Annotated in this window: 34 protein-coding genes; 29 read left to right on the top strand and 5 right to left on the bottom strand. The window is 69.1% G+C overall.

Features of this window, described 5'->3' with window-relative positions:
• Positions 1-103: 103 nt before the first annotated feature.
• Positions 104-643 carry a peptide deformylase gene (def, locus tag AB0N14_RS13855; RefSeq protein WP_366025865.1) on the top strand — a complete coding sequence of 180 codons (540 nt, stop codon included), beginning with the start codon at positions 104-106 and terminating at the stop codon, positions 641-643.
• Positions 644-770: 127 nt separating this feature from the next.
• Here def and AB0N14_RS13850 read toward each other — a convergent pair whose 3' ends face one another.
• A complete protein-coding gene (locus tag AB0N14_RS13850) occupies positions 771-1,415 on the bottom strand; it encodes a TetR family transcriptional regulator (protein ID WP_366025943.1) in 645 nt (214 codons plus the stop codon).
• Between the two features lie 188 nt (positions 1,416-1,603).
• On the opposite strand from AB0N14_RS13850, the gene AB0N14_RS13845 reads away from it, so the two are divergent.
• A complete protein-coding gene (locus AB0N14_RS13845; RefSeq protein WP_366025864.1) occupies positions 1,604-2,827 on the top strand; it encodes an acyl-CoA dehydrogenase family protein in 1,224 nt (407 codons plus the stop codon).
• A 123-nt stretch (positions 2,828-2,950) separates the two neighbouring features.
• On the opposite strand, the gene AB0N14_RS13840 is transcribed toward AB0N14_RS13845, so the two are convergent.
• The 3 genes from AB0N14_RS13840 to AB0N14_RS13830 all read right to left on the bottom strand — a co-directional run bounded on the left by AB0N14_RS13840 (position 2,951) and on the right by AB0N14_RS13830 (position 5,197).
• The gene (locus AB0N14_RS13840) at positions 2,951-4,213 is read right to left on the bottom strand and encodes a hypothetical protein (RefSeq protein ID WP_366025863.1); all 1,263 of its coding nucleotides are present in this window, start codon (positions 4,211-4,213) and stop codon (positions 2,951-2,953) included.
• Positions 4,214-4,293: 80 nt separating this feature from the next.
• Complete coding sequence (locus AB0N14_RS13835) at positions 4,294-4,479, bottom strand: hypothetical protein (protein ID WP_366025862.1); 186 nt, start codon at positions 4,477-4,479, stop codon at positions 4,294-4,296.
• A gap of 136 nt (positions 4,480-4,615) precedes the next feature.
• On the bottom strand, positions 4,616-5,197 hold the full coding sequence (locus AB0N14_RS13830) for a helix-turn-helix domain-containing protein (protein ID WP_366025861.1): 582 nt from the start codon (positions 5,195-5,197) through the stop codon (positions 4,616-4,618).
• A 254-nt stretch (positions 5,198-5,451) separates the two neighbouring features.
• Between AB0N14_RS13830 and AB0N14_RS13825 the strand changes: the two genes are divergently transcribed.
• The 18 genes from AB0N14_RS13825 to AB0N14_RS13740 all read left to right on the top strand — a co-directional run bounded on the left by AB0N14_RS13825 (position 5,452) and on the right by AB0N14_RS13740 (position 17,590).
• Entirely contained in the window at positions 5,452-5,649 is a 198-nt protein-coding gene (locus tag AB0N14_RS13825) for a helix-turn-helix transcriptional regulator (protein ID WP_366025860.1), read from the top strand.
• Positions 5,636-5,947 (top strand): hypothetical protein, encoded by a 312-nt coding sequence (locus AB0N14_RS13820; protein WP_366025859.1) that lies wholly within the window; start codon positions 5,636-5,638, stop codon positions 5,945-5,947. The genes AB0N14_RS13825 and AB0N14_RS13820 overlap by 14 nt, the downstream gene beginning before the upstream one ends.
• A gap of 80 nt (positions 5,948-6,027) precedes the next feature.
• Positions 6,028-6,591: a hypothetical protein gene (locus AB0N14_RS13815; RefSeq protein ID WP_366025858.1), complete on the top strand. Its 564-nt coding sequence runs from the start codon at positions 6,028-6,030 to the stop codon at positions 6,589-6,591.
• A 533-nt stretch (positions 6,592-7,124) separates the two neighbouring features.
• On the top strand, positions 7,125-7,796 hold the full coding sequence (locus tag AB0N14_RS13810; RefSeq protein WP_366025857.1) for a hypothetical protein: 672 nt from the start codon (positions 7,125-7,127) through the stop codon (positions 7,794-7,796).
• A complete protein-coding gene (locus AB0N14_RS13805; RefSeq protein WP_366025856.1) occupies positions 7,793-8,149 on the top strand; it encodes a hypothetical protein in 357 nt (118 codons plus the stop codon). Before AB0N14_RS13810 ends, AB0N14_RS13805 begins: the two co-directional genes overlap by 4 nt.
• Positions 8,146-8,451 (top strand): hypothetical protein, encoded by a 306-nt coding sequence (locus tag AB0N14_RS13800; protein ID WP_366025855.1) that lies wholly within the window; start codon positions 8,146-8,148, stop codon positions 8,449-8,451. The genes AB0N14_RS13805 and AB0N14_RS13800 overlap by 4 nt, the downstream gene beginning before the upstream one ends.
• Positions 8,451-8,789 carry a hypothetical protein gene (locus AB0N14_RS13795; protein ID WP_366025854.1) on the top strand — a complete coding sequence of 113 codons (339 nt, stop codon included), beginning with the start codon at positions 8,451-8,453 and terminating at the stop codon, positions 8,787-8,789. The genes AB0N14_RS13800 and AB0N14_RS13795 overlap by 1 nt, the downstream gene beginning before the upstream one ends.
• Positions 8,786-9,574 carry a DNA methyltransferase gene (locus tag AB0N14_RS13790; RefSeq protein WP_366025853.1) on the top strand — a complete coding sequence of 263 codons (789 nt, stop codon included), beginning with the start codon at positions 8,786-8,788 and terminating at the stop codon, positions 9,572-9,574. The genes AB0N14_RS13795 and AB0N14_RS13790 overlap by 4 nt, the downstream gene beginning before the upstream one ends.
• Positions 9,575-9,793: 219 nt before the next feature.
• Positions 9,794-10,216, top strand: coding sequence for a hypothetical protein (locus AB0N14_RS13785; RefSeq protein ID WP_366025852.1), 423 nt, complete (start codon positions 9,794-9,796; stop codon positions 10,214-10,216).
• Positions 10,217-10,309: 93 nt separating this feature from the next.
• The gene (locus AB0N14_RS13780; RefSeq protein WP_366025851.1) at positions 10,310-10,975 is read left to right on the top strand and encodes an HNH endonuclease signature motif containing protein; all 666 of its coding nucleotides are present in this window, start codon (positions 10,310-10,312) and stop codon (positions 10,973-10,975) included.
• A gap of 119 nt (positions 10,976-11,094) precedes the next feature.
• Entirely contained in the window at positions 11,095-11,433 is a 339-nt protein-coding gene (locus AB0N14_RS13775) for a hypothetical protein (RefSeq protein WP_366025850.1), read from the top strand.
• Positions 11,430-12,266, top strand: coding sequence for a PD-(D/E)XK nuclease-like domain-containing protein (locus AB0N14_RS13770; RefSeq protein ID WP_366025849.1), 837 nt, complete (start codon positions 11,430-11,432; stop codon positions 12,264-12,266). Before AB0N14_RS13775 ends, AB0N14_RS13770 begins: the two co-directional genes overlap by 4 nt.
• An 11-nt stretch (positions 12,267-12,277) precedes the next feature.
• Positions 12,278-13,048 (top strand): ATP-binding protein, encoded by a 771-nt coding sequence (locus AB0N14_RS13765; protein ID WP_366025848.1) that lies wholly within the window; start codon positions 12,278-12,280, stop codon positions 13,046-13,048.
• 199 nt (positions 13,049-13,247) lie between these two features.
• Positions 13,248-13,592: a hypothetical protein gene (locus AB0N14_RS13760; RefSeq protein ID WP_366025847.1), complete on the top strand. Its 345-nt coding sequence runs from the start codon at positions 13,248-13,250 to the stop codon at positions 13,590-13,592.
• On the top strand, positions 13,589-13,717 hold the full coding sequence (locus tag AB0N14_RS13755) for a hypothetical protein (RefSeq protein WP_366025846.1): 129 nt from the start codon (positions 13,589-13,591) through the stop codon (positions 13,715-13,717). The genes AB0N14_RS13760 and AB0N14_RS13755 overlap by 4 nt, the downstream gene beginning before the upstream one ends.
• Entirely contained in the window at positions 13,714-13,938 is a 225-nt protein-coding gene (locus AB0N14_RS13750) for a hypothetical protein (RefSeq protein WP_366025845.1), read from the top strand. Before AB0N14_RS13755 ends, AB0N14_RS13750 begins: the two co-directional genes overlap by 4 nt.
• Positions 13,939-14,141: 203 nt before the next feature.
• A complete protein-coding gene (locus tag AB0N14_RS13745; RefSeq protein ID WP_366025844.1) occupies positions 14,142-14,900 on the top strand; it encodes a hypothetical protein in 759 nt (252 codons plus the stop codon).
• Positions 14,900-17,590 carry a DNA cytosine methyltransferase gene (locus AB0N14_RS13740; protein WP_366025843.1) on the top strand — a complete coding sequence of 897 codons (2,691 nt, stop codon included), beginning with the start codon at positions 14,900-14,902 and terminating at the stop codon, positions 17,588-17,590. Before AB0N14_RS13745 ends, AB0N14_RS13740 begins: the two co-directional genes overlap by 1 nt.
• A 90-nt stretch (positions 17,591-17,680) precedes the next feature.
• Here the strand turns inward: AB0N14_RS13740 and AB0N14_RS13735 are convergent, their stop codons facing one another.
• Positions 17,681-17,902, bottom strand: a complete 222-nt coding sequence (locus AB0N14_RS13735) for a hypothetical protein (RefSeq protein WP_366025842.1) — start codon at positions 17,900-17,902, stop codon at positions 17,681-17,683.
• A 126-nt stretch (positions 17,903-18,028) separates the two neighbouring features.
• Here AB0N14_RS13735 and AB0N14_RS13730 point away from each other — a divergent pair, with 126 nt between their 5' ends.
• The 9 genes from AB0N14_RS13730 to AB0N14_RS13690 all read left to right on the top strand — a co-directional run bounded on the left by AB0N14_RS13730 (position 18,029) and on the right by AB0N14_RS13690 (position 22,701).
• Entirely contained in the window at positions 18,029-18,748 is a 720-nt protein-coding gene (locus AB0N14_RS13730; protein ID WP_366025841.1) for a hypothetical protein, read from the top strand.
• Complete coding sequence (locus AB0N14_RS13725; protein WP_366025840.1) at positions 18,748-19,584, top strand: hypothetical protein; 837 nt, start codon at positions 18,748-18,750, stop codon at positions 19,582-19,584. The genes AB0N14_RS13730 and AB0N14_RS13725 overlap by 1 nt, the downstream gene beginning before the upstream one ends.
• Positions 19,585-19,659: 75 nt before the next feature.
• Positions 19,660-20,508: a hypothetical protein gene (locus AB0N14_RS13720; RefSeq protein ID WP_366025839.1), complete on the top strand. Its 849-nt coding sequence runs from the start codon at positions 19,660-19,662 to the stop codon at positions 20,506-20,508.
• Entirely contained in the window at positions 20,505-21,245 is a 741-nt protein-coding gene (locus AB0N14_RS13715; RefSeq protein ID WP_366025838.1) for a hypothetical protein, read from the top strand. The genes AB0N14_RS13720 and AB0N14_RS13715 overlap by 4 nt, the downstream gene beginning before the upstream one ends.
• Positions 21,242-21,577 carry a hypothetical protein gene (locus AB0N14_RS13710; RefSeq protein ID WP_366025837.1) on the top strand — a complete coding sequence of 112 codons (336 nt, stop codon included), beginning with the start codon at positions 21,242-21,244 and terminating at the stop codon, positions 21,575-21,577. The genes AB0N14_RS13715 and AB0N14_RS13710 overlap by 4 nt, the downstream gene beginning before the upstream one ends.
• The gene (locus AB0N14_RS13705) at positions 21,574-21,900 is read left to right on the top strand and encodes a hypothetical protein (RefSeq protein ID WP_366025836.1); all 327 of its coding nucleotides are present in this window, start codon (positions 21,574-21,576) and stop codon (positions 21,898-21,900) included. Before AB0N14_RS13710 ends, AB0N14_RS13705 begins: the two co-directional genes overlap by 4 nt.
• On the top strand, positions 21,897-22,205 hold the full coding sequence (locus AB0N14_RS13700; protein ID WP_366025835.1) for a hypothetical protein: 309 nt from the start codon (positions 21,897-21,899) through the stop codon (positions 22,203-22,205). Before AB0N14_RS13705 ends, AB0N14_RS13700 begins: the two co-directional genes overlap by 4 nt.
• Positions 22,202-22,489: a hypothetical protein gene (locus AB0N14_RS13695; protein ID WP_366025834.1), complete on the top strand. Its 288-nt coding sequence runs from the start codon at positions 22,202-22,204 to the stop codon at positions 22,487-22,489. Before AB0N14_RS13700 ends, AB0N14_RS13695 begins: the two co-directional genes overlap by 4 nt.
• A complete protein-coding gene (locus AB0N14_RS13690; protein WP_366025833.1) occupies positions 22,486-22,701 on the top strand; it encodes a hypothetical protein in 216 nt (71 codons plus the stop codon). Before AB0N14_RS13695 ends, AB0N14_RS13690 begins: the two co-directional genes overlap by 4 nt.
• Positions 22,702-22,919: the final 218 nt, after the last annotated feature.

Genomic DNA, 22,919 nt, shown 5'->3' with positions numbered 1-22,919 from the left:
TCCGGCAACGTGTGGGCCTCAGCCTATCGAGATCCCCGCACGCCCCCGAACCGCGGCACCACCCCGGCGCCCGCGCGGCCCTGCCGACCGTACCCTTGCCCGCATGCCACATCGCACCATCCCGGGCGCCCGAGGGCGCGTCCGGCCCATCACCGTGCTCGGTGACCGCGTACTTCGCGAGCCGTGCAGGGACGTCACCGACTTCGGACCCGAACTCGCCCGGCTCGTCGAGGACATGTTCGCGACGATGTACGCCGCGCGGGGGGTCGGCCTGGCCGCGAATCAGGTCGGCGAGGCATTGCGCGTGTTCGTGTACGACTGTCCGGACGACGAAGACGTGCGTCACCTGGGGCATGTGGTGAACCCACGGCTCGTGGAGGCGGACGGTGTGGTGATCCGGGGGCCGGAAGGGTGTCTGTCCCTGCCGGGGCTTGAGGCGGGGACGGAGCGGTTCGACCGGGCGCTCGTCGAGGGGGTCACGGTGGCTGGAGAGCCGGTGCGGGTGGAGGGCACCGGGTGGTTCGCCCGGTGCCTTCAGCACGAGTGCGATCACCTGGCCGGTGGTCTGTATGTGGACCACCTGGCGGGGTGGCGCAAGCGGAGGGTGTTGCGGCAGGCCGCGCGAGCGCCGTGGGGGCGATGAGCGTCGGCGACTGCGGGTGCGGCGTGGCTTGTCGCTCCCCCAAGTTCTCGGCTTCGCTCGAACAGGGGGAACCCCCGTCGCGGCGGAGCCGCATATCGACACAGCCCCGCGCCCCTCTCGGCGCGCTTCAGAACCCGGGGCCTCCCATGCGATCCCCGGCTGCGGCCAAGCGACCCCACAACAGGTCGGCCAAGCTCCGCACCAACTCCGCCCGGGAGCAAGGTCGTTCCCCCAGCCACCAGTCGCCGGCGGCGTGCATCATGCCGACGATGCCGTGGCCCCACACCCGCGCCAGCTGGTGGGTGTCCGGGCCGAGGTCCAGGCGTTCCTCGATGACCTGCGCCAGTTCCTCACCCATGCGGCGCAGCAGCGGGATCGAGTGGCGGCCGGTGTCGAAGCCCTGGTCGTTCTGCGAGCCGCCCTCCGCCGGATGCATCAGGAAGCGGTACACCTGCGGTCGTGTCTCGATCGCCGCCAGGTACGTGTCCAGCGTGGACTCCACCCGCTCGCGCCGGTCGGCCGGGGCGTCCAGCGCCGCCCGCAGCGAGTCGAGCAGCGCGTCCGTGTGGCGTTTGGCGAGCGCCGCGTACAGCCCGCCCTTGTCGCCGAAGTGGCGGTAGAGGATCGGCTTGGTGATGCCGGCCTCGGCGGCGATGGCGTTCATGGACGCCCCGGGGCCGTCGCGCAGCACCACTCGGTCGGCGGCCTCGAGCAACTCCCGCCGTCGGCGGTCGGCGGACCGCTCCTGATCGGTCCGCTGCGTGGTGTCCATCATCTCTCCCCACCCGTCCTGATTCGGTGACGCCTGCGCAAAGTAACACTGAAAGGCGGGTCGGTATCGAACGAGCTGCCGACTCGCGAGGAGGCGGCCCGGCCGGGCCCGGGATTTGACTTCTCCTACTGGTGAGTAACAGACTGCTGTTACCGCAAGTAACACGTTAGCGCAGTGCTGGAGGGGACATGGCCGAGTTCACCATGGAGCTCAACGACGAACAGAAGGAGGTCCGGGACTGGCTGCACGGCTTCGCCGCCGATGTCATCCGCCCCGCGGCCGCCGAATGGGACGAGCGTGAGGAGACTCCCTGGCCGGTCATCCAGGAGGCCGCGAAGGTCGGCATCTACTCCCTCGACTTCTACGCCCAGCAGTACTTCGACTCCACGGGTCTCGGCATCCCCATGGCGATGGAGGAGCTGTTCTGGGGCGACGCGGGCATCGCCCTGTCGATCGTCGGCACCGGACTCGCCGCCGTCGGTGTCCTCGCCAACGGCACCGAGGAGCAGATCGGCACCTGGATCCCCCAGATGTACGGCGACGCCAACGACGTCAAGGTGGCCGCCTTCTGCTCCTCCGAGCCCGACGCCGGCTCCGATGTCGCCTCCATGCGCACGCGCGCCGTGTACGACGAGGCCAAGGACGAGTGGGTGATCAACGGCACCAAGACCTGGGCGACCAACGGCGGCATCGCGGGCGTCCACGTCGTGGTCGCGGTCGTCGACCCCGAGCTGGGCTCCAAGGGCCACGCGTCCTTCATCGTCCCGCCCAACACGCCGGGCCTCGCCCAGGGCCAGAAGTTCAAGAAGCACGGCATCCGCGCCTCGCACACCGCCGAGGTGATCCTCGACAACGTCCGCGTCCCCGGCTCCTGCCTGCTCGGCGGCAAGGAGAAGCTGGACGAGCGGCTCGCCCGCGCCCGGGAGAGGGCCAGGAAGGGCGAGCGCGTGAAGAACGCGGCGATGGCCACGTTCGAGGCGAGCCGCCCCGCGGTGGGAGCCATGGCGGTGGGCACCGCCCGCGCCGCCTACGAGGTGGCCCTCGACTACGCCAGGACGCGCGAGCAGTTCGGGCGGCCGATCATCGACAACCAGGGCGTCGCCTTCCAGCTCGCGGACATGCGGACGCAGATCGACGCGGCGCGGCTGCTGGTGTGGCGGGCGTCGTGGATGGCGATCAACGGCAAGCCGTTCACCGCTGCCGAGGGGTCGATGTCGAAGCTGTTCGCGAGCGAGACGGCGAAGAAGGTCACGGCGCAGGCGATACAGATCCTCGGGGGCAACGGGTACACCCGGGAGTACCCCGTGGAGCGCATGCACCGCGACGCGGCCATCTACACGATCTTCGAGGGTACGAGCGAGATCCAGCGGCTGGTGATCGCCCGGACGCTTTCCGGCATGCCCATTCGCTAGCTCATCCTGGCAGCAAGACGCGCGTAGATCAACAAGCAAAAGGCCGCCCTCCCGACGCATCGGGAGGGCGGTTGCTTGCGCCTCCCTGATGATCAATAAGCGACCTGGGAGACGGCTGGGAGATCAACTAGCGGAGGGGGGATCAGCGGGGGGAACCGGGCCGAACTCGCGGCGGTCAACGACCGGCCGCAGAGACTGCTCCCAACGAGACTGAAGCGTCTCGGCAATCTTCAGCTCCATCGGCAACGTCGTATGGGAGTACGTCCCCTCAACGCCCTGGAGCGCGTGGCCCATGCGTTCCTCAACAGCCACTCTAGGATGCCCGTCCTCATCCAGCCAGACCTTGTGCGAGTGCCTCAACCCGTGCGGCACCAGGCCCTCCACGCCCAACACCGGGCGAAGCCCGGGCCGGTAGCCGACACGAGGCTTGGCCGGCCGTTCCGGACGCCCCTCCACCATGAACCGCCACGGACCCGAGTACCAGTCGCCACTGCGCAGCAGACGACCACCCTTCGGCGCGGTGAACACCCACTCCGACTTCGGCCGCGAGTCCAGCAGCTGATGCAGGAGCTCGGCGAGGAACGGGGGGATGATGAGCCCGCGGCCAGAATCGTATTTCGCCGGGATCTCGGTGAAGGCCCCCTCGACGTATTGGCTTTGCTGCTCCGCGTGGATGCGGGCACCCCGACCGCGGTCCGTCAGCTCCAGCTGGCTGCGATGGACGCCGGCCAGCTCCCCGATCCGCAGGCCCGTGTAGGCGGCAGCGATGACGAGCGCATACTCGTTGAGCCCATACATCTCCAGCCCGTTGCGGGCGATCAGCAGAACCTGCCGCGGTGTCGCGAGGACCTTCTCGTCCTTCGGCTTCGGCTTGTACTTTCCGCGCCGGCCGGACTTGCGCGCGGCCACAGGGTTGTCGCCGCGGATCTTCTCGGCAACAGCGTCGTCGAGCATGGTGCGGAGGACGCTCAGGACGCCGTCCGCGTAGTTCTTGGAGATCCGCTTCCGCAGCTGCTTCTCCCAGGCCGCGATGCCGGTGGGGGACAGGTCACCGACGGCGACGTCTCCCCACTCGGGCAGGATCTGGTTCTTCAGGCGGAGGCGGTACTCCTTCTCGGTGAGCGGGCCGACGTCGATGGACGGCAGCCACTTCTCTGCCCACTCAGCGACGGTCATCCTGCCGTCGCGCGGGTTGATGAAGGTCTTGCGCCGCACGTCGACCTCGAGGCCGTGCGCGTACTGCTCGGCGGCCCGCTCGGTGTAGAAGGGCTGGCCGTTGTCGTCCCGGCTGACGGAGCCCCACTTGCCGTTGGGCAGCTTGTACCGGCCGCGGTAGCGCCACTTGCGTGCGCGCTTGTCGTATGTGCGCTTCTCGGCGTGCGCCATAGTTCACCTCGCGGAGCCGTTGAAAGGAGCGAGACCGATAACGCCGGTGGGGGAACGGCGTGGTCGACCCATGCTCATTGTCAACCGGTGATCGCCCGCAAGGTGCGGTGCACGAAGGACTCGTCGAGGCGTCGCCAGCCCTTGACGTGCCTCTGGAGCACAGCCTCAAGAGCCCTGGCGCCCTGGTCGGTGATCAGTTCCTTGTCGATGTACACCCGGAAGCAATCCGGATCGTCATCAACCCAGACCTTGACGTTGTGAGGCATTCCAGACACAGGCAGAACCCGCACGGACATAGGTCCCCCAAGACCACCGCGGGCGCCCCCCATTGTGGTGTCCGCATATGACACCACAGGGGCGGGTGATATGGCGAGGGTGCGTATGCGATCAGTGTGCGAGAAGTTACGAACCGTTCGCAGCCTGAGGCTCATCGTCTCCACCATCAGGCAGACGGCGAAGCTTCCGCTCCGCGGCACGCCAGGCGAGGAGGGCCTCCTGGATCTGCTCGGGCGTGGCGTCGGGTCGACCGTGGACGACGACGGTCATGCGTGCCCCATCGACGCCGGGAAGCTGAATCACGGTGGAGTCGAGCAGCGGATCGTCGCTTTCCAGCTCGTCGACGATCCGGAGCGGAAGCTTGCGGCGCAGCTTGTTCTCCGCGGCAACAAGGTCGGCTGAGATGTCGTGGACGACGGCGACGGGCGTGGGCTTGCCGCCCTCGAGGACGGCGCGACCGGAACCTGGCGCCCATCCGAGGTGAGGCTCGATCTTGGTGAGGGTCTGCGGCATCCGGTTGCGCGGTTTGCCGCCCTCGAGGTTCTGGACACTCCCCTCGCTGACCCCGGCGAGCTCGGCGAGGGCACCCTGCGAGAGCCCGCGCGCTTCGCGGGCTGACCTGATGGCTACCGCGAGCTCGGCCCAGTGCAGTTTGGTCCGGTCCTCTGTCATGAGTTTCATCATGCCGCACGGTTTGGCAACACGCACCCACCGGATCCCCTAATTGACCAGGATTGATCGGTCTTAGGGAAGCTTTTTTGTTGCCTCATTAGCGCCTCCTTGCGCTTGCGCCCCGTACATGCGCCCCTGCGCTCCGCGCACCTCTGGCCACGGATGCGGTCTGTTTTGCCCACGCAACACCCAACGAAGCCCGAGTAACACCCAACGAACCCCGTGCAACGCCTTGCGGTTCTGCCTTTAATGGGTCTACGTTGAGTCCCGTGAGACCCAATGGAGACGCAATGAAAGCCATCCGCAGGGCACGGGGGATTGGCCTCAGGCGTCTCGCCGAAGCCATCGGCATCGATCCCGGCTACCTCTCCCGCGTCGAGAACGGCAAACAGGGAGCAGGTGACGGCACCCTCCACCGCTACGCCGAAGAGCTCGACGTGCCCATAGAAGCCATCACTCACAAGGAGACATCCCGTGACCAGGAATGACCTGGCTCCCCCCACCGAGGACACCCTGATCCTCCGGCTCGCGGAACTCACCGCAGCCGTCGAGCGCCTTGCCGCAGCCCCCAGCGCCGCCGAGCTGGAACTCAAGCTCTTCACCCCAGAAGAGGCCGCACCGCTCATCGGCAAGTCACCGAACTGGATCGTCGAAGCCTGCCAGGACAGCCGCATCCCACACACCAGGGTCGGCAAGTCACCTCGGCTCACCGCCGCGCACATCCGCTGGATCCAGCAGCAGGGCGAAGTCCTGCCCCACAAGTACGCCAGGCCGATCGCCGCATGAGCCCGGCAAAGCAGAAGGCCGGCCACCAGAGGCGACCGGCCAGCACGACCGTCCTGAACTCACCACAAGGGGAAGGCCGCATGACCAGTGTGACAGACCGCGACTACATAGCCGAGATGCGGCAGGCGGTAGAGGACGCGATCCCCGCTGGGGACTACGTGGCGTCGGTGGTCGCCGCCGAGCTCGTGGACCGCCTGCGGGAGGAGGACCCGGAGCTGCTCTCGGGCTGGCTGCACCTGAAGGCGCCGGTGATCCTCGCGGACGTTGTGGCCCGCCAGTCGAACTCGAAGCGGCAGGCCGCTCGTATCGCCGCTCCGCGTCGGGCGTTCGCCGAGGCGGCCCGCAGCTTCAGCACCGACGGAGACGTTCGAGCGTTGAGCCCGTTCGCCGCCGAGTACGTGGTCGACGAGGCGAACACGCGGCGGACGGTGGCGCACATGACCGCCGACGACTGCAGGTTCGTAGCGTCGAGGTACGAGGAGGCGGCGCGGATCTCGAAGTTGGAGGCGGCGTTCCATCGGGCGGTCGCGAAGAAGATCGGCGGCCAGGTCATAGGCGAGGTCTTCACCGAGGAGCAGTACCTGGAGATGTACCGGTCCGTGACCCAGCAGGGTCCGCGAGCGGTACCGCGAGCAGCGGCATGACGAAGAGCACCGGCCGACACACCGCGCCCCACGCCAATTCGACAGTCCGCCCCAGGTCATTCCAGTTCCGAGCCGTCCCCGCCGGCCCGGCCCCAGCCTGCCCCCACCGACTACCCACCTCACCACACCTCCGCCCGGCCCAAGCGACTTTTCATCTCCCACCGGACCGACGCTTCCCTGCCCCGCCGACTTTTCTGCCCCCGCCTGCTCCGCGCATCCCAGCACTACACGAGGCGACGACGCGACTCCTGCCCTGTCCGCTCGCCCATCCCCACCCCGCCCGACGGCCCTATTCATCCCGATCCGACCCCGCCCTGGCCGACGGTTCTACCCATCCCGATCCGACCCCGCACTGACCGACAAGCCCAGCCGTCGCAAGTCGTCCTGACCCGGCCCATCCCAATCCCTAGCGACATGCCCAGCCTTCTCGTCTCAGGCCGCCTCTGAGCGACGACCCATCTCGACCCCGCCTGGCCCATCTCAATCCCGCCCATCCCAAACGACCACCCAGGTCACCGAAAGGAACTCACCACATGACCAGCATCTTCGCCGGCTACACCGACAAGGCGTGGCCCCACCGCTTCCACGGCACCATCCGCGTCCGCAACCTCGCGGGCGGCGTCCCCACCGACCCCAAGGTCGCCGAGGGATGGCTCCGCACCAAGCTCGCCGACAAGGACGACCTGATCCGCGAAGCCGTCGCCCAGACCATGGTCGACCGCGGCGTCACCGCCGACGAAGCCGCCAAGCTCGTCGACCAGAACAAGCACCTCAACGGCTTCAAGCGCGACGACCAGGGCCTCTACATCGAGGGCCGGCAGCTCAAGGCCGCCATCAAGGAAGCCGCCTCCGTCGCCCGCTCCGTCGACAAGCTCAAGGCCCGTTGGGGCTCCACCAACAAGGGCGTCCAGGGCTTCGTCGCCGAACACATCATGGTCGTCGAGGACATCCTCCACCTCGGCGTCACCGAACCGACCGGCGTCCTCCAGTCGTTCCCGAAGAACCCGCGGACCGGCCAGACCGGCATCCAGTACACGGAGTTCATCGAGGTCGCCGAATTCAACTTCACGATCATCTCCGACTACGCGTTCACCGACGAGGAGTGGGCCATGCTCTGGCTCACCGGTGAGCAGCAGGGCGTCGGCGCATCCCGCTCGCAGGGCTTCGGCCGCTACGAGGTCATCAAATGGGAGTCGGCGTCATGACCCGCCCGATCTCCGACCTGGACGTGCCGCTGCCCGTGGTGGAGGCGGAGGCCTGGAACCTCGCCCACCCAGTCGGCACCCCAGTGATCGCCTACCCCGGCTTCCGTCCCGAGGACGACCCCGACGCCACCCGCATCGTCACGACGACCCGCAGCAAGGCCACCGTCCTCGGCGGCCACACCGCTGTCGTCTGGGTCCACGGCCACAGCGCCTGCATCGCCCTCAGCCACATCGACGTCCGGACGCACGCCACCGACGGCGAGGCCGCCGAACTGCGGCACCTCCTCATCGACGCCGACCCCGACGCCACCACCCGCCAGTTCGTCGACCTCCGGAAGGGACGGAAGCCGTGAGCGCCTACCACATCACCGTGTTCCTGGACCGCAAGACCAACGTGCGCGGCACGGGCATACCGAACCCGGTCCTGCACGTCGAGCCCGACGGCTGGCACGGCCCCAGCGACGTCTCCTTCCAGATGAAGCAGGGCCTGTCCTCGGACGAGCGCGTGAAGATCGCCGAGGAGTTCCTGAAGAACGTCACCGCCTGGCGCGACCAGATCGTCAGCGACGTCGAACGCGAACGCACCACCGTCGACGAGCTCGCCGTCGCCCGCGCGGAGATCGCCCGCCTCAAAGCCGAAGCCGAGGTGGCGTGATGGCTCTGGTCCACGAGTACCTGCCCGTCCGCCCGCGTAAAGCCTCTGCGGGCCGTCGCCGCCGCCACGTCACGCAGCTCCGCTACAGGCTGCACCGCATAGTCCCCGGCGCCGCCACGATCCTGCTCACGCCCGTGTGGAGCGACGCGAAGGGCCCGATGGAGCGCGTCTTCGTCATCGTCTGCCGCGACACCACCGGCCAGCAGCTCCGCCTCCCGCGCGGCGCCTCCCGCGACATCGCCGCCCTCATCCAAGGCGCGTACCCCACCGCCGACTGGGACCGCACCCACACCTGGCGCGCCGATTCGAACCAGCTCACCGGATGGAGGACAGCGTGACCGCGATGGACATGCTCGACCTCGCCGTCGAGCCCCCGCCGGGCGGGAAGGTACTGCACGCCTCCGACCGAGCCACGATCATCTGGGGTGACTGCCGCGACCCGCAGATCATCGCCTCCGTGCCTCGCGGCTACGGACTCCTCGCCACCGACCCGCCCTACGGCATCGGCTACCGATCCAACTGGTCGAAGCAGTTCGACCAGCTCGCCGGCGACGACGGCAGTGTCGACTGGCCTGCCGTACTCGGCGAGTGGGTCGGCCCGGACGGCACCCAAAGCGTGGGGATGGCCGACAAACGGCACGTCATGGTGTTCGGCTACGACGCAGACACGCTCGCACAGCCTCTGCGGTTGAGCGCCACCATCGAACTCATCTGGGACAAGGTCATCCCCGGATCCGGTGACGTCGCCTCCGTGTGGGCCACCAGCCACGAACCGATCACGTTCGGGGTGCACTTCAAGCGCCCTAGCGATCGGAACGCCGGGCGCGGCGCACTCACCGCCCGCCTCAGGCGTGGCTCCGTCATCCGCTGGCCCCGCCCCAGCGGCGTCCTGCGGCACCCGACGGAAAAACCTTGGCAGGTCATGGCGCAACTGATCGAGTCCTCCAGCGTGTTCGGCGATCTGGTCGTCGACCCGTGCGCCGGTTCCGGCTCCACCGGGGTGGCCGCAGTCCTCGAAGGCCGCCGCTGCTTCCTCGTTGAGTACAAGCGCGAGTTCGCCGAGCTGGCCGTGCGGCGCGTCCAGGCAGCCGAACGGCTCGCCGCGCAGATGGAGGCAGCGTGACCGCCCCGGGCCTGCATCTGGCGCTGTACACGGCCCTCCTCGCCTGGCTCGCCACAACCCTGCACACCGTCATCGCCCTCGAACACGCCATCAGGGAGAAGCCGTGATCACCGCGATCGGTATCGCCCTCTGCGCGACCACCGTCTTCCTGCTCCTCGCCGGGGAGCACATCGCCAACCGCCGCATACGTGAAAGCACTGTCAACGAGGAGACCGAGTCGTGAGCACCAGCATCCAGCCGATACGCCTCGGCCACCTGTGGGAGCGGCCCACCCGCAAGCCGCGGCACCGCGCCGTCGACGAGGTGGAGCGGCTCACCCGGCGGCTGCAGTGGGCCGACTCCCTCATCAAGACCCTGCACGGCCAGCTCGCCGATGCGGAAGCCCGGCACGCCAGCGAACAGAAGCGTCTCCAGGCCGCACTACGGGCGTGGGAAGCGCGCTGGGCCAACGCCCACCCCGTCCACGTGCCCGCACCCCGAGACCTGCGGCCGGTGGACGAGCGGCCCACTGTACCGACCGACGTCAGCCAGGTTCGCGCGATCTTCCCCGTCGTCCCGATCCCCGAGCGTCCCAGGTTCCAGGTCACCGAGCGCCCAGCCCAGCCCGACGCGACCAACCCGGCGCACATCCCCGCCACCTGACCCGCCGGCCGGAGCGGTGACCCGCCCCGCCCGGCCGGCGCAGCAAGAACCCCGCCGGGGTCCAGCCGACGGGGGTCCACCACCAACGATCCCATGGAGAGTTCGATGCCAAGTCCCCCACGCAGGGCCGTCTGTGGCGAATGCCAGCTAGAGAAGACCGCCATCTTCAAACGTGGTCTGTGCCCTACCTGCTATGAGCGCTACAAGAGGCGCAAGCGAGGCGCCAAACCTCGCAGTACGGGACTGGTGGACCCTTTCGCGCGGGTCTTTGCCCGAACGACCCCAGGCCCCGAAGGATGCGTCATCTTCACGGGCCGGGAGCGAGGAGAAGGGTACGGCGGCGTCTCCCTCGGGCGTGGCCGAGAGGCCAGCGCCCACCGCTTGGCCTATGAACTCCTCGTTGGCCCGATACCGGACGGCATGACCATCGATCACGTCTGCCACAACCGATCACTCACTTGCCGCGGCGGGCGCGAATGCCTGCACCGACGCTGCGTGAACCCCAACCACCTCGAGCCTGTGCCGACGAGCGAGAACACGAAGCGAGCCGCCCAGCGACCCACTGCCACATGGGGCCGCAAGGGAGGACTTCGGGGAGCGCGCCGTGAGGACGCGTGCCACAGAGGTCACCCCATGAGCCCTGAGAACACTGTCTGGGAGAAGTGGCGGGCGGGTTCCGATGAGCGGCGCCCGCGCTGCAGGCAGTGCCTCAGGGACAACCAAGCCGCCCTCCGGGAGCGCAGGCGCAAAGCTGCCTGAGCTCTTTCCATACGCCGCGTCGAGCGCACCCCCCGGCGCTCCGCGGCACCCCAGGGCAGCCGCCCCGCCACCCCCAACGGGGCGGCTGCCCGGCCACACGACACCCGAAAGCAGGTCCCATGCACACCAGCAGCCCCACCATCCCCGCCGACGTCGCGGCGCACGTCCTCTGGCACTACGGCCACGAAGGCGGCTACCAGCCCGGCGGCTTCACCGAACAACTCCTCACCACCATCGGCATGGCCGACCCCGCCAACCTCGACCGCCTGGCCGCCGGCTTCCCCGACTACGTCGCCGCGGTCGCCGCCATCCAGTACGACCCGAACGGCGTGGAGCACCTCCAGCGTCTCGTGGTTGCCATCCGCTGCATCCGCTGCGGCGACACCGACGGGCCGTTCGTCGGAGCGCCCAAGCAGCCGCTGTGCGAGCCCTGCTACGAGAAGGGCACCCAGCAGTGACCGCCGCCGTAGAAGCGCCGGCCGAGGTCGAGCCCGGCGTCTACAACATCTCCGCCGAGCTCTACCACAGCGACCCCGTACCAGGAGGCAGCCTCTCCTCGACCGGCGCCCGCACGCTGGTCAAGAAGTGCCCGGCCGCCTTCAAGTGGCAGTTCGACAACCCGCAGCCCTACAAGAAGGAGCTGGAGCTCGGCACCGCCGCCCACAAGCTCGTCCTCGACGACGGACCCGAACTGGTCCTCGTCGACGCCGAGAAGTGGAACACCGACACCATCAAGGCGGAGATCGCCGCCATACGGGCCGAAGGCAACATCCCGCTGAAGCGCCACGAGCTCGAGCAGGTCAAGGCCATGGCCGCAGCCCTCCGCGAGCACGAGGAAGCGGCCCGCCTGCTGGAGCCCGGATCCGGCGTCGCCGAACAGTCCGCGTTCTGGTGCGACAACGGCATCTGGCGCCGGGCCCGCTTCGACTGGCTGCGCCACGACGGCCAGATCGTCGACTACAAGACGGCCCGCTCCTGCCGCCGCGAAGACCTCGAAAAGGCCTTCAACGAGCACGGCTATGCGCAGCAGCAGGGCTGGTACGAGGACGCCGGGGCCGCGCTCGACGTCGCCGACCCCGAACTGCCGATGCAGTTCGTGCTGCAAGAGAAAGACCCGCCTTACCTCGTGGTGGTCACCACCTGCGACCCGATGGCCCGCGGTATCGGCCGCCACCTCAACGAGGTCGCCCTGAACACCTACGCCATCTGTCGCGAACGCGACGAGTGGCCTGGTTATCCGCCCAACCCGATGACCGCTCTGCCCTCGTGGGTCGAGCGCCAGTACGCCTAGGAGCAACCCCCATGTCGCAGCTTCCGCCGCCCGTCCGTACCGCGCGCCCTGCACAGCAGCAGGACACCAACGCCGGGCAGTTCGCGTTCCGCCCCGCCAGCAAGGCCGGCCGCAAGGCTCGCCTGTCCATCCAGGGCATGTCCGGCTCCGGCAAGACCTGGACCGGCCTGTCCATCGCCAGCGGCCTGTCCGAGGGCCGCAAGTTCGCCGTCATCGACACCGAGAAGGGCGCCGCCAGCCTCTACGCCGGACACCGCGGCATCCAGTTCGACAGCTGCCCCATGGACCGCTACGACCCCCGCGACCTGATCCGCGTCCTCGACGCCGCCGCGCAGGCCGGATACCCGACCGTGTTCGTCGACAGCCTCTCCCACTTCTGGAAGGGCACCGACGGCACCCTCGACCAGGTCGAGAAGGCCAGCAGCCGGTACGGCGGCAACAAGTTCGCCGGCTGGAAGGACGGCACCCCCCTCCAGAACGACATGGTCGCCGCCATCCTCGCCTACCCCGGGCACGTCGTCGCCTCGATGCGCTCCTACACCGAGTGGGTGCTGGAAGGCGGCAAACCTCAGCGCGTCGGCACCCGGCCCGAGCAGCGCAAGGGCATCGAGTACGAGTTCGACGTCGCCGTCGCCATGGACCTCGACAACCAGCTCGAAGTCCTCAAGTCCCGGTGCCCCGACCTCCACCGCAAGGTCATCCAGCGGCCCAACGGGGCCCGCGACATCGCCGCCCCGCTCCTCGCCTGGCTCAACACCAGCCCCGAGCCCACCCAGCAGTAGCCCGCACACATCGGAGGCCGCCCGCGGGCAGTGCGGGCGGCCCCCACCCCAAGTAGACGCCGAGTTCGGCTTCGTGACCAGCACCCGCCACATCAAGAAGCCGCCACCCGGCCGATGACCAGGGAGAACACCCGCCATGCGTGATCGTGGAACATCGCGTGAAACCGAACGTGTCAGTGTCGAGGCTTCGAATGCGGACATGACCGCCATCCAGCCCGCCCTCGACGGAACCCTGCCCGAGCCGCGGAAGACCCGCACCGTCCAGCGCGCCGAGGACTACGAGACGTGGCTCGCCGAGGTCTGGCCCAAGTTCATAGCCGCCGCCGCGACCGGCCGCACCTTCACCTGCTTCGAGATAGCCGACGCCCACCACCTCCCCGACCCGCCCAACCCACAAGCCCACTGGGGACGGCTCATGACCCTGCTCAAGGACGAGGGCTACGTGCGCACCGCCGGATGGGCCTGCACCAACCGGCCCACCGCCCACCACTCCGGCGTCCGCACCTGGAAGGGCACCGCAGCAGCCAGGAGGGCCGCAGCGTGATCAACGCCCACCTCAACCTCGGCCTGACCTGGCTGTGCCTGATCGCCCTGGGCGGCCTGGTCGCCGCGGCGGGCGGGTTCACCGGCTGGTGCAACCGGCGTGCCGAGAAGCGGAGGCGACCGTGAGCCTCCACTTCGTCGACGCGGTCATCGACGGCGTACTCGCCACCGGGGTCGGAGCCGCCGTGCTCCTCACCAACGCAGCCACCGCCCTCGCCATCGCCGCCGGATACCGGACCGGGAACGCCATCGTCCGGTGCCACATCCGCGCCTGCATCCGGCGCCTCGAGCGCCACGCCAACCATCCCGCCAACCACCGCCACCAGCCCCGAGAGGAGGAGCTGTGAACCGCCGCCCAATCCCCCCGCACGGAAGCGAAGCCCGCTACAAGGGCACGCGCTTCGGACGTCCCCCTTGCCGCTGCAAGCTCTGCACCCGCGCCAACCGACTCGCCGGAATCCGACGAGCCCGAGCCCGCGCGGCCGGCGAAGACCTCCTCATCGGGCGCGACATTCTCCTCCCGCACCTCGACGCCCTCCGAGACAGCGGCATGAGCCAAGCCCTCATCGCCCGCCACGCCCACGTCTCGCAAACCACCATCAGCTACCTCCTCAACGGAAAGATCCAGTCCTGCCAGCGGGCCAAGGCGCTCGGCATCCTCGCCGTCCAACCCGGCCAGTTCGACGAACTCGCCGAACGACCCGCCATCGGAGCATGCCGCCGAGCCCGCGCCCTCTACGCCATCGGCCACGGACGGGAAAGCATCTCCGCAGCCTGCGGCCTGTCGGTTTGCACCATCGGCCAGATCGCCAACAGCCGCTACACCAGCATCGACGGCCGTATCGACGCCGCAATCCGCCTCGCCTACCGCCTCCTCGGCGACACCCAAGGCACCAGCTGGAAGGCCGCCCGCCGCGCCGCCAACCAGGGATGGGCGCCGCCCGGCGCCTGGGACGACGAAACGATCGACGACCCAGCGGCCGTCCCGGACTGGACCGGCTACTGCGGCACCGACCGCGGCTGGTGGGTCCACAAGCGGCAGCAGCTGCCAATGTGCCTGCGCTGCGAAGCCGCACACGAACAGTGGCTCGCCGAGCACGCCCACCTGGACCCCAAGCTCCGCAACCAGGCCATGTTCAAAGCCCGCGCCGGCGCCCTCTCCCGCGAAGCCGACCTCGCCCACGACGCCCGCGAACTCATCCGCTTCGGCGCCAACACCGAACAGGCCGCCGAACGACTCGGCGTCACCCGACAGCACCTCCAGCAAGCACTCATCCGCCACCCCGAGACCGAAAGGGCCGCCGCCTGATGTTCCGCCACGACAACGAGCTGACGGTCATGGACTGGTTCTGCGCCGACACGGAGACCGAGATTCTCACCGCCCGTGGATGGCGGCGCTACAACCAGGTCGAGGTCGGGGACCTGGTGGCCAGCCTCAGCATCGAGGACGGAGTCGCCCGCTGGGTCCCGGTCCAGAGGATGAACATCTTCGAGCTGACCGACGAGAAGATGCTGAAGATCGAGGGCAAGGCCCTTTCCGCGCTGGTGACGACCGGGCACCGCTGGCCCGTCCAGCAGCGCGCCGGCACTCCCTCCGGGCGTCGACTCGAATGGCAGATCCGAACCTCTGACCAGCTCAACCTGGAGTCGTCGGTGGTCCGTAGTGCTCCCTTTGAGCACCCCGAGACCAGCGTCCACGAGGACGCGCTCGTTGAACTCGTCGGGTGGGCTTGGACCGAGGGAAGCTACCGCTCGAACGGCGGCCTTCACCTGTCCCAATCACCGTCGGTGAACCCCGGCAAGTGTGAGCGGATCGAGCAGGCACTGACAGCGCTCTACGGGGCGCCGATGGGCCGGGCCGGCCGCCAGGTCGGTAAGCCAGCCTGGAACGTCGCCGAGTACGAGGGGACCAGGTACTGGCGGCTGAACGTCGCCGCCGCTGCGCCCATCATCGCCGCCGCTCCGGACCACGTCCTGGACCCGGCCTGGCTGCTCACGCTCACAGCCAAGCAGCTGAACCTGCTGGTGGAAACGTCGATGCTCGCCGACGGCACGACCCGAGTGCGCAACGGCGCACGGGACTCTTCCCTCTCGCAGAACCGGCAGGACCGTGCCGAAGCCTTCCAGTTCGCAGCCATTCTTGCCGGGCGGGCGACTTCCATCCACCGATGGGAGATGCAGCACAAGGGAGCCGTCTACCCGATGTGGCGGGTGTCGCTGCTGGAGCGGGTCACCGCGAAGCCGCTTCGCCAGGCGACCGCCGAGTGGACCACCTACTCCGGCATCGTGTGGTGCCCCACCGTCGAACACGGCACGTGGCTGTGCCGCCGCAACGGCCTGGTGCACTGGACCGGGAACTGCGGGGCCGGCGGCAGTTCCCAGGGCATGCACTCGATCCCCGGTGTCCGCATGGCCCGCGCGGCGAACCACTGGGAGCGGGCGATCGAGTCGCACGCCGCGAACTTCCCGGAGGTCGACCACTACCGCGGCGACATCCGCGAAGCCCCCGTCGACAAGTGGCCCGTCACCGACATCTTCTGGGCGTCCCCGGAATGCCCGCAGTGGTCCAACGCCCGCGGCAAGCGACGCGACTTCGACGCCAGCCTCCAGGGCGACCTCTTCGACGGCTTCGGCCCGTCCGAAGAAGTCGAACGCTCCCGCGCGCTCATGGAAGAGGTCCCCATGTACCTGCGCGGCGTCATCGCCCGCGGGGGACTGGTCAAGGCTGGCGTCGTCGAGAACGTCGTCGACGTCCGCGCCTGGGACCAGTGGGACCGCTGGATCGGAGAGATCCGCAAGCTCGGCTACAAGACCCGCGTCATCGCCCTCAACAGCATGCACGCCGACCCGCGCACCGTGCACAAGGCCCCGCAGAGCAGGGACCGCCTGTACGTCGCCTACTGGCACAAGTCGCTCGGCCGCACCCCCGACTGGGACAAGTGGCTCCGCCCACGCGCCTGGTGCCCCGGATGCGAGACGTGGGTGCAGGCCGTGCAGCGGTTCAAGGACCCCGGCCGCGACATGGGCCGCTACCGCCAGCAGTACGTCTACCGCTGCCCCAACACCACCTGCCGCAACCAGATCATCGAACCCGAGACCCTCCCGGCCGCCGTCGCGATCGACTGGAACCTGCCCGGACAGCGCATCGGCGACCGCACGAAGCCGCTCGCCGAGAAGACCCTGGCGCGGATCCAGGCGGGGCTGAAGAAGTTCGCGCAGCCCCTCGTCGTCCCCGCCGGCGGGACGTGGCGCAACGACGCCACTCCCATCGCCGAGCCGATCCCGACCCGGACGACGCGGGAGAACGACGGGCTGGCCATCCCGCCGCTCCTCATCCCCGTCGAGGGCCGTGACGGCAAGGAGCCCGCCAGCGCGAACAACCCGCTCCGCACCCAGACCGCCCGCAACGAGACCGGCCTCGCCTGGCTGCCGTTCATGATCAAGCTCCGGGGAGGCGGCGACCAGGGCCGGGCGCTGTCGGTGTTCGACGCCCTCGGCACCGTCTCCGCTGACGGCAACCACCACGGCGTCGTCACCCCGGACATCCCGGCGTTCGTGATGCGGAACAACGGCAGCAAAGGCGACGGCGGCGAGCACTGCACCAGCGCCGCCGACCCGATGCGCACCCTGACGACGATGGGCCACCAGTCCCTCGTCACCTGGGAGTCGCTGCTCGTCCCGTACTACGGAAACGGCACCGCGCGCACCGTCCGGGAGCCCGTCGGCACCCTCTCCACCCGCGACCGGTACGCCCTCGTCCAGGGCGACGTCAACCTGGACGACGTCCGCTTCCGGATGCTCGAACCCCACGAAATCGGCCGCGCGATGTCCTTCGCCGACGCCTACGTCGTGCTCGGCAACAAGCGGGAGAAGGTCCGCCAGTACGGCAACGCCGTCACCCCGAACTGCGCCGAAGTCATCGTCTCCGCCCTGGTGGAGGCCATCAGCGGCGAGGACATCGAGCGCCACGCCGAGCCCGAACAGGCCCTCGCCGCGTGACCGCCGTCCGCCGGCCGCGCACCCAGCCCTGACCGACACAACAACGCCCCGCGCACAGCGCGGGGCGGGAGAGGAAGAGACGTGGAGCAGCTAGGTCTCCAGCGACTTGAGACGAGCACGGTCCTCGAGGGCCTGTCGGTAGAAGTCGGGCGTGACGAGGTACGCCGTGCGTTCTCCGCGTTCCTTGAAGGCGCCGACCTTGCGGCCCCATGCGACCTCACGGATGAGCGCGGTCAGCGATGCGCGGGCCTTGGTCATCGAGACCTCGGCGACGCCGTCCTCGGCGATCTCAATGCCCTGCTCAGCAGCCATGGCAAGAGTGTAAGTCATGGTCAATCTCTCCAATCTTTCCAATCTTTAAAGTAGCATGGGTGGTGCGCAGCTGGCACCGCCAGACCGCATTGCTTCCCCCTGCCTCTCAACCGAAAGGAGGACCGCGTGAACGAGATCGCCCTGCCGACCAGGGAAGAGGCACGCGCCCTCACCGACCGCATCAAGATTGCCGTCGAAGGCACCTGGCAGCTCATCCGCGAGGCGTACACCAGCCGCACCTGGGCGGTCCTCGGCTACGACACCTGGGACGCCTACTGCACCGCCGAGTTCGGCGAGACACGCCTCCGACTGCCGCGTGAGGAGCGACAGGAAGTCGTGGCGTCGCTACGAGACAGCGGGCTCAGCGTCCGTGCCATCGCAGCGGCGACAGGCAACAGCACGCGGACCGTGCAGAAGGACCTTCAGGTGTCGTCAAGTACCACACCTGAAATCCGCGGCACCGACGGCAAGACGTACATCGTCACCCGCGAGCCCGAGGTCATCGACGCCGAACTCATCGACGAGCCCGTCAGCCCCGAACCGCCGAAGGTCAAGCGGCGCCCGCTGCCCGAGGCGTTCACCGACGCCGGCCGCGACCTCACCCGAGCCGCCGAGCGCCTCGCCCGGCTCACCGAAGACGACCGGTTCGCACGGAACCGGGAGACCACCCACCACCAGATGCCCGAACTCCTCGGCGCCCTGGAACACACCACCCGGCTCGTGCAGGCCATGAACCTGCCCGCCGCCAACGCAAGCGAAGAGGCCCGCCGCTGGTGGGCGACGAGCCTCCACAAGATCAGCGACGCCCTCACCGACGTCGCCAACTCCCTCGAGAAGGAGCTGTAATGCCTAAGAACACCGTACCCGGGATCATCCCCGAAGGCCCGACGTACAACGTCGTCGACGTCACGCCGGATCTCGCCGAGAAGTGGCTCAGCCAGAACACCCACAACCGTAACCTGCGTGACCGTGCTGTCGCGGCATACGCACGCGACATGCAGGCCGGCAACTGGACGGAGAACGGCGAGTCCATCAAGTTCGCCAAGGACGGCACTCTCCTGGACGGCCAGCACCGGCTTTGGGCGATCACCGAAGCGGGCGTCTCCGTGCGCATGCTCGTCGTGACCGGCCTCGACCACACGGACCAGGAAACGATGGACGCTGGCCGCAAGCGGTCCCTCTCCGACGCCCTCCACCTCCGCGGGGAGACCAACTCCTCCATCCTCGGCTCCATCCTCCGGCGCACCCTGATGTGGGAGCACGGTTCCTACCGGAACAGCGGCACCTACACGCCGACCAACACGGAATGCCTCACCTTCCTCGAGGAACACCCGGAGGTGCGCGAATCCGTTCAGGTCGCCGCAGCGCTCCGCAAGCCGTCAAAGCTTCCTGCTTCCGTCCTCGGCCTGACGCACTGGCTGTTCTCCCGCATCCACGCGGAGGACGCGGCCTGGTTCTTCGACAAGCTCGGCACCGGCGCCAATCTCGACCAGTACCACCCGGTCTGGACTCTCCGCAGGCGCGCCGAACTGGCTGACCAGAACACCGGGCGCGTGCCCGAGGACATGCTCCTTGCCTGCGTGATCAAGGCATGGAACGCCTACCGCGACGGCCAGCAGATCAAGGTTCTCGCCTTCAAGCCCGGTGGCGCTAACCCGGAGAAGTTCCCCCAGCCCAAGTAGCCGCACCTGCGGGGCCGCCGCGCGCGGCGGCCCCGCCTTACCCCCTATCCACACCGCCTGAAGGAAGACCGACTCATGGCGCGCATCCGGACGATCAAGCCGGAGTTCTTCACCTCGCTCACGATCGCTGACCTCACGCCGGAGCAGCGGCTCACCTTCATCGGGTTGTGGACGCACGTCGACGACGCCGGCCGATGCGTCGACGATCCGCGCCTCATCAAGGCAGCGATCTGGCCCCTCGACGACCGCACCGCGGCCGATATCGAGATCGACCTGAAGGCACTCACTGAGCTCTCACTGATTACTCGCTACACGCTCAATCGCAAGCGGTACATCGCCGTCACGAACTGGCGCGAGCACCAAAGGATCAACCGTCCGACGGACAGCAAGCTTCCGGCCCCTGAAGAGGGCGATCCGACGCCTCCCGACCCTGTGACCAGGTACGAAAGTGACTCACTGAACGCTCACGCACATTTCAGTGAGGGCTCACCACAGGAAAGGAAGGGAAAGGAAGGGAACAGGGAAGGGAAGGGAAACCCCCCTACCCCCCGGCAGTCGTCCGGCAGCCCCGCCGTCGTGCAGACGGGCGAGAGGGCCATCGAAGACCGGATGACCGACGCCTTCCTCGACCGCTTCGCCCGCGGCAACTCCTACAAGCGCCGCCAGGTACGCACGACCATCGCCGACGCGCTCGCCAACAACACGGACCCCAGCGAGCTGTGGCGCGCCCTCGAGCAGCTCGGCGACACCAGCAAGCCCGTCACCGCGAACACCCTCCAGTTCGCCTTCTCCAAGATCCGCGGCAGCTACCAGCCCAACAACGTCATCGCCCTCGCCTCCGGCCAGCCCCTGCCTGGTCCAGACACCACCCTCGCCGGCTGGGCCGCTGTTGCCGCCTCCTTCGACACCGAGGACTCCGCATGAACCCGCGAGAAGCAGCCGAGCTGCTTGGCCACTGCGCCATGTTCGACGGCCGAAAGCCCAGCCAGGGAGCCGCCGTCGCCTGGGCCTCCGCCCTGCACGACATCCCCCTCGACGCCGACGCCAAGGCCGCGGTCGCCGCCTACTACTCGACGCCGCCGAAGGACCCGGACGCGAAGCTGTGGATCCTGCCGCACCACGTCCGTACCCTCCGCTCGAAGATCCGCTCCCAGCGGCTGGAGAACTTCCAGTACGAGCCGCGCCCGGACGAGACCGTCCGCGAATACATCGCCCGCTACCGGGGCCAGGTGCAGGCCATCGCCTCCGGTCATGTCGCCCCGCCCACGGGCCCGCTGGCGCTTGAGGGCGGCCCGCACCGCGACGTCGCCAAGGCCCTCGAGGCGGGCGGCATTGGCCGCGCCGTCCCGGACTCCGACGAGGAGTCGCTTGCCGAGACGGTCCGCCGGTCCGGCCCGCTCGGCGTCGAGTGCCCCGCCTGCGGCGCGGCGATAGGCCGGCCGTGCAAGACGCCCGGCGGCAACGACCGTCAGCCGCTGGGCAAGCCCCGCTCCAAGCCGCACAGCGCCCGGCTGCGGGCCGCCTCGGGGGAGTCGGAGCTCACCGCAGAGCAGCGGGCCGCCGAGGAGCAGCGGGTGCGCGAAGCCTCCCGGCGGGCGCTCGAGCGCCTCGAGGACGAGATCCACGACGCGGAGATCGTCGACGGGGAGGCCGCGTCGTGACCGACTCCCAGATCCCGGCTGACGACAACCTGCAGATCGACGACATCAAGGCGGTCCGCGCCGAGGGGCGTAGCGAGCTCCGGGCGTTGATGCGGGCGCAGATCGCGATCGGTCGGTCCCGCCGCGACGACAAGCCGAAGCCCGCGGTGACGTCCCCGCCCGGCCACAAGCCCGGCGCCTGGCCGAAGGGCTCCCACCCGCCCGGCCCTCCACTCGACTGGCGCTATCCGAAAGCCGCCTGGGATGCGGCCGTCCGCCACTACCGCAACACCGAGCACCGACCCGACCAGCCCTGCGACTGCGGCAACTGCCCGCCTGAGGAGACCCGATGACATCCGTACCCGAGCCCACCGTGCAGGCGACGCGTTACGTCGTCTCCTGCTTCCAGCCGGACGACCACGAGGGAGCCGTCTTCAACTTGGCCGTCGAGTACCGGGGGCGCGGCCTGTGGGCCGTGATCCGCATGGGCTCCTGCCTTGGCGCCGACGGCACCTGGTCCTACGAGTCGATCCCGTCCGAGCGCACCGACGAGTGGCTGGCCGAGCACCGCTTCGACCTCGAGACCGCGCTGAAGCTCGCGAAGGAAGCCGCCCCGCACATCACCGTCAACGGTTTCACCGTCGCTGACGCCATCGCCATGGAGGCCCGTCGATGACCGCCCGCCGTACTGGCGCTCCGATGCCGGAGTCGATCCGCCACACGCTGCGCGCCCCCCAGAACCCGGCCCGCGCCGTCGAATGCCCCCACTGCGGGGCCGCCGCCCACCGGCCGTGCCGCCTGCGCTCCACCGGCCGACTCCTCGCGCAGCCCCACCCGCAGCGGATCTCCGCGTGGGCGCAAGCCTCCGCGTGCTGCCCCGAGTGCCAGGTCGAACCGACCACGCCCTGCCACGACGAAGGCCGCGCCCGCGGATCCGTCCACGCCCGCCGCTACCAGGAAGCCGAGGAAACCGCCGCATGAGCACGGACTTCAAGCCGCACCCCGGCGTCCACACGCCGTGGATGTTCATGTGCTCGATGGACGACCCGGACGCGTCCGCGGTGTCCTACGCCGAACGGCCCGCCGAGCACATCGCGAGCACCCTCCTGGAGGAGGTCGGCGACTGGCATCACGCGATCAAGGCCCTGCAACGGACCGACGTCCCGCCCGCAGTCACGACGGCCCTCGACGCGTTGCACGATGCGATGTGCGGCTGGATCGACTGGCTCGACCAGTCCGCCAAGCGCGAGGCGGCGAAGCCGTGACCCCCTACGAGCGCCTGATGGCGGAGGCCCTGCCGACCGGCACGTTCGGCGAAGCCCGCCCCACCCGCCGCCGCAACGCCGCCCCGGCACCCGCCTGGACGCCGGAGGAGCAGGCCGCCCACCTCGCCGCGCTCGAAGCCGCCCTCGATGGCACCGAGACCCGCGGCCCGCGCCGGCCCCAACTGCGGGTCATCGACGGCCAAGCCGCCTGACCCCGCCGCCTGGCCGCTGCGTGTGCGCGTTGCACCGGCCCGTCCCCGCCCCGGCCGCCCACCACGGCCACGACCCCGCCGCCTGACCGTCCCACCCACCGGAGGACCCGATGCCGCAACGCGCCCCCTGTCTCGGCCAGATCGAACTCCCCATCTGGCCCGACCCCACACCAACCCTGACCAGCTGCGGCTGCACGCCGCCCACACGACGGCCCTGC

Origin of the sequence: Streptomyces sp. NPDC051104 (genome assembly GCF_040682835.1) — a bacterium.
GTDB lineage: Bacteria > Actinomycetota > Actinomycetes > Streptomycetales > Streptomycetaceae > Streptomyces > Streptomyces cynarae.
Note: the sequence above shows the minus strand (reverse complement) of the source record. Positions and strands in the feature narration are given on the sequence as shown.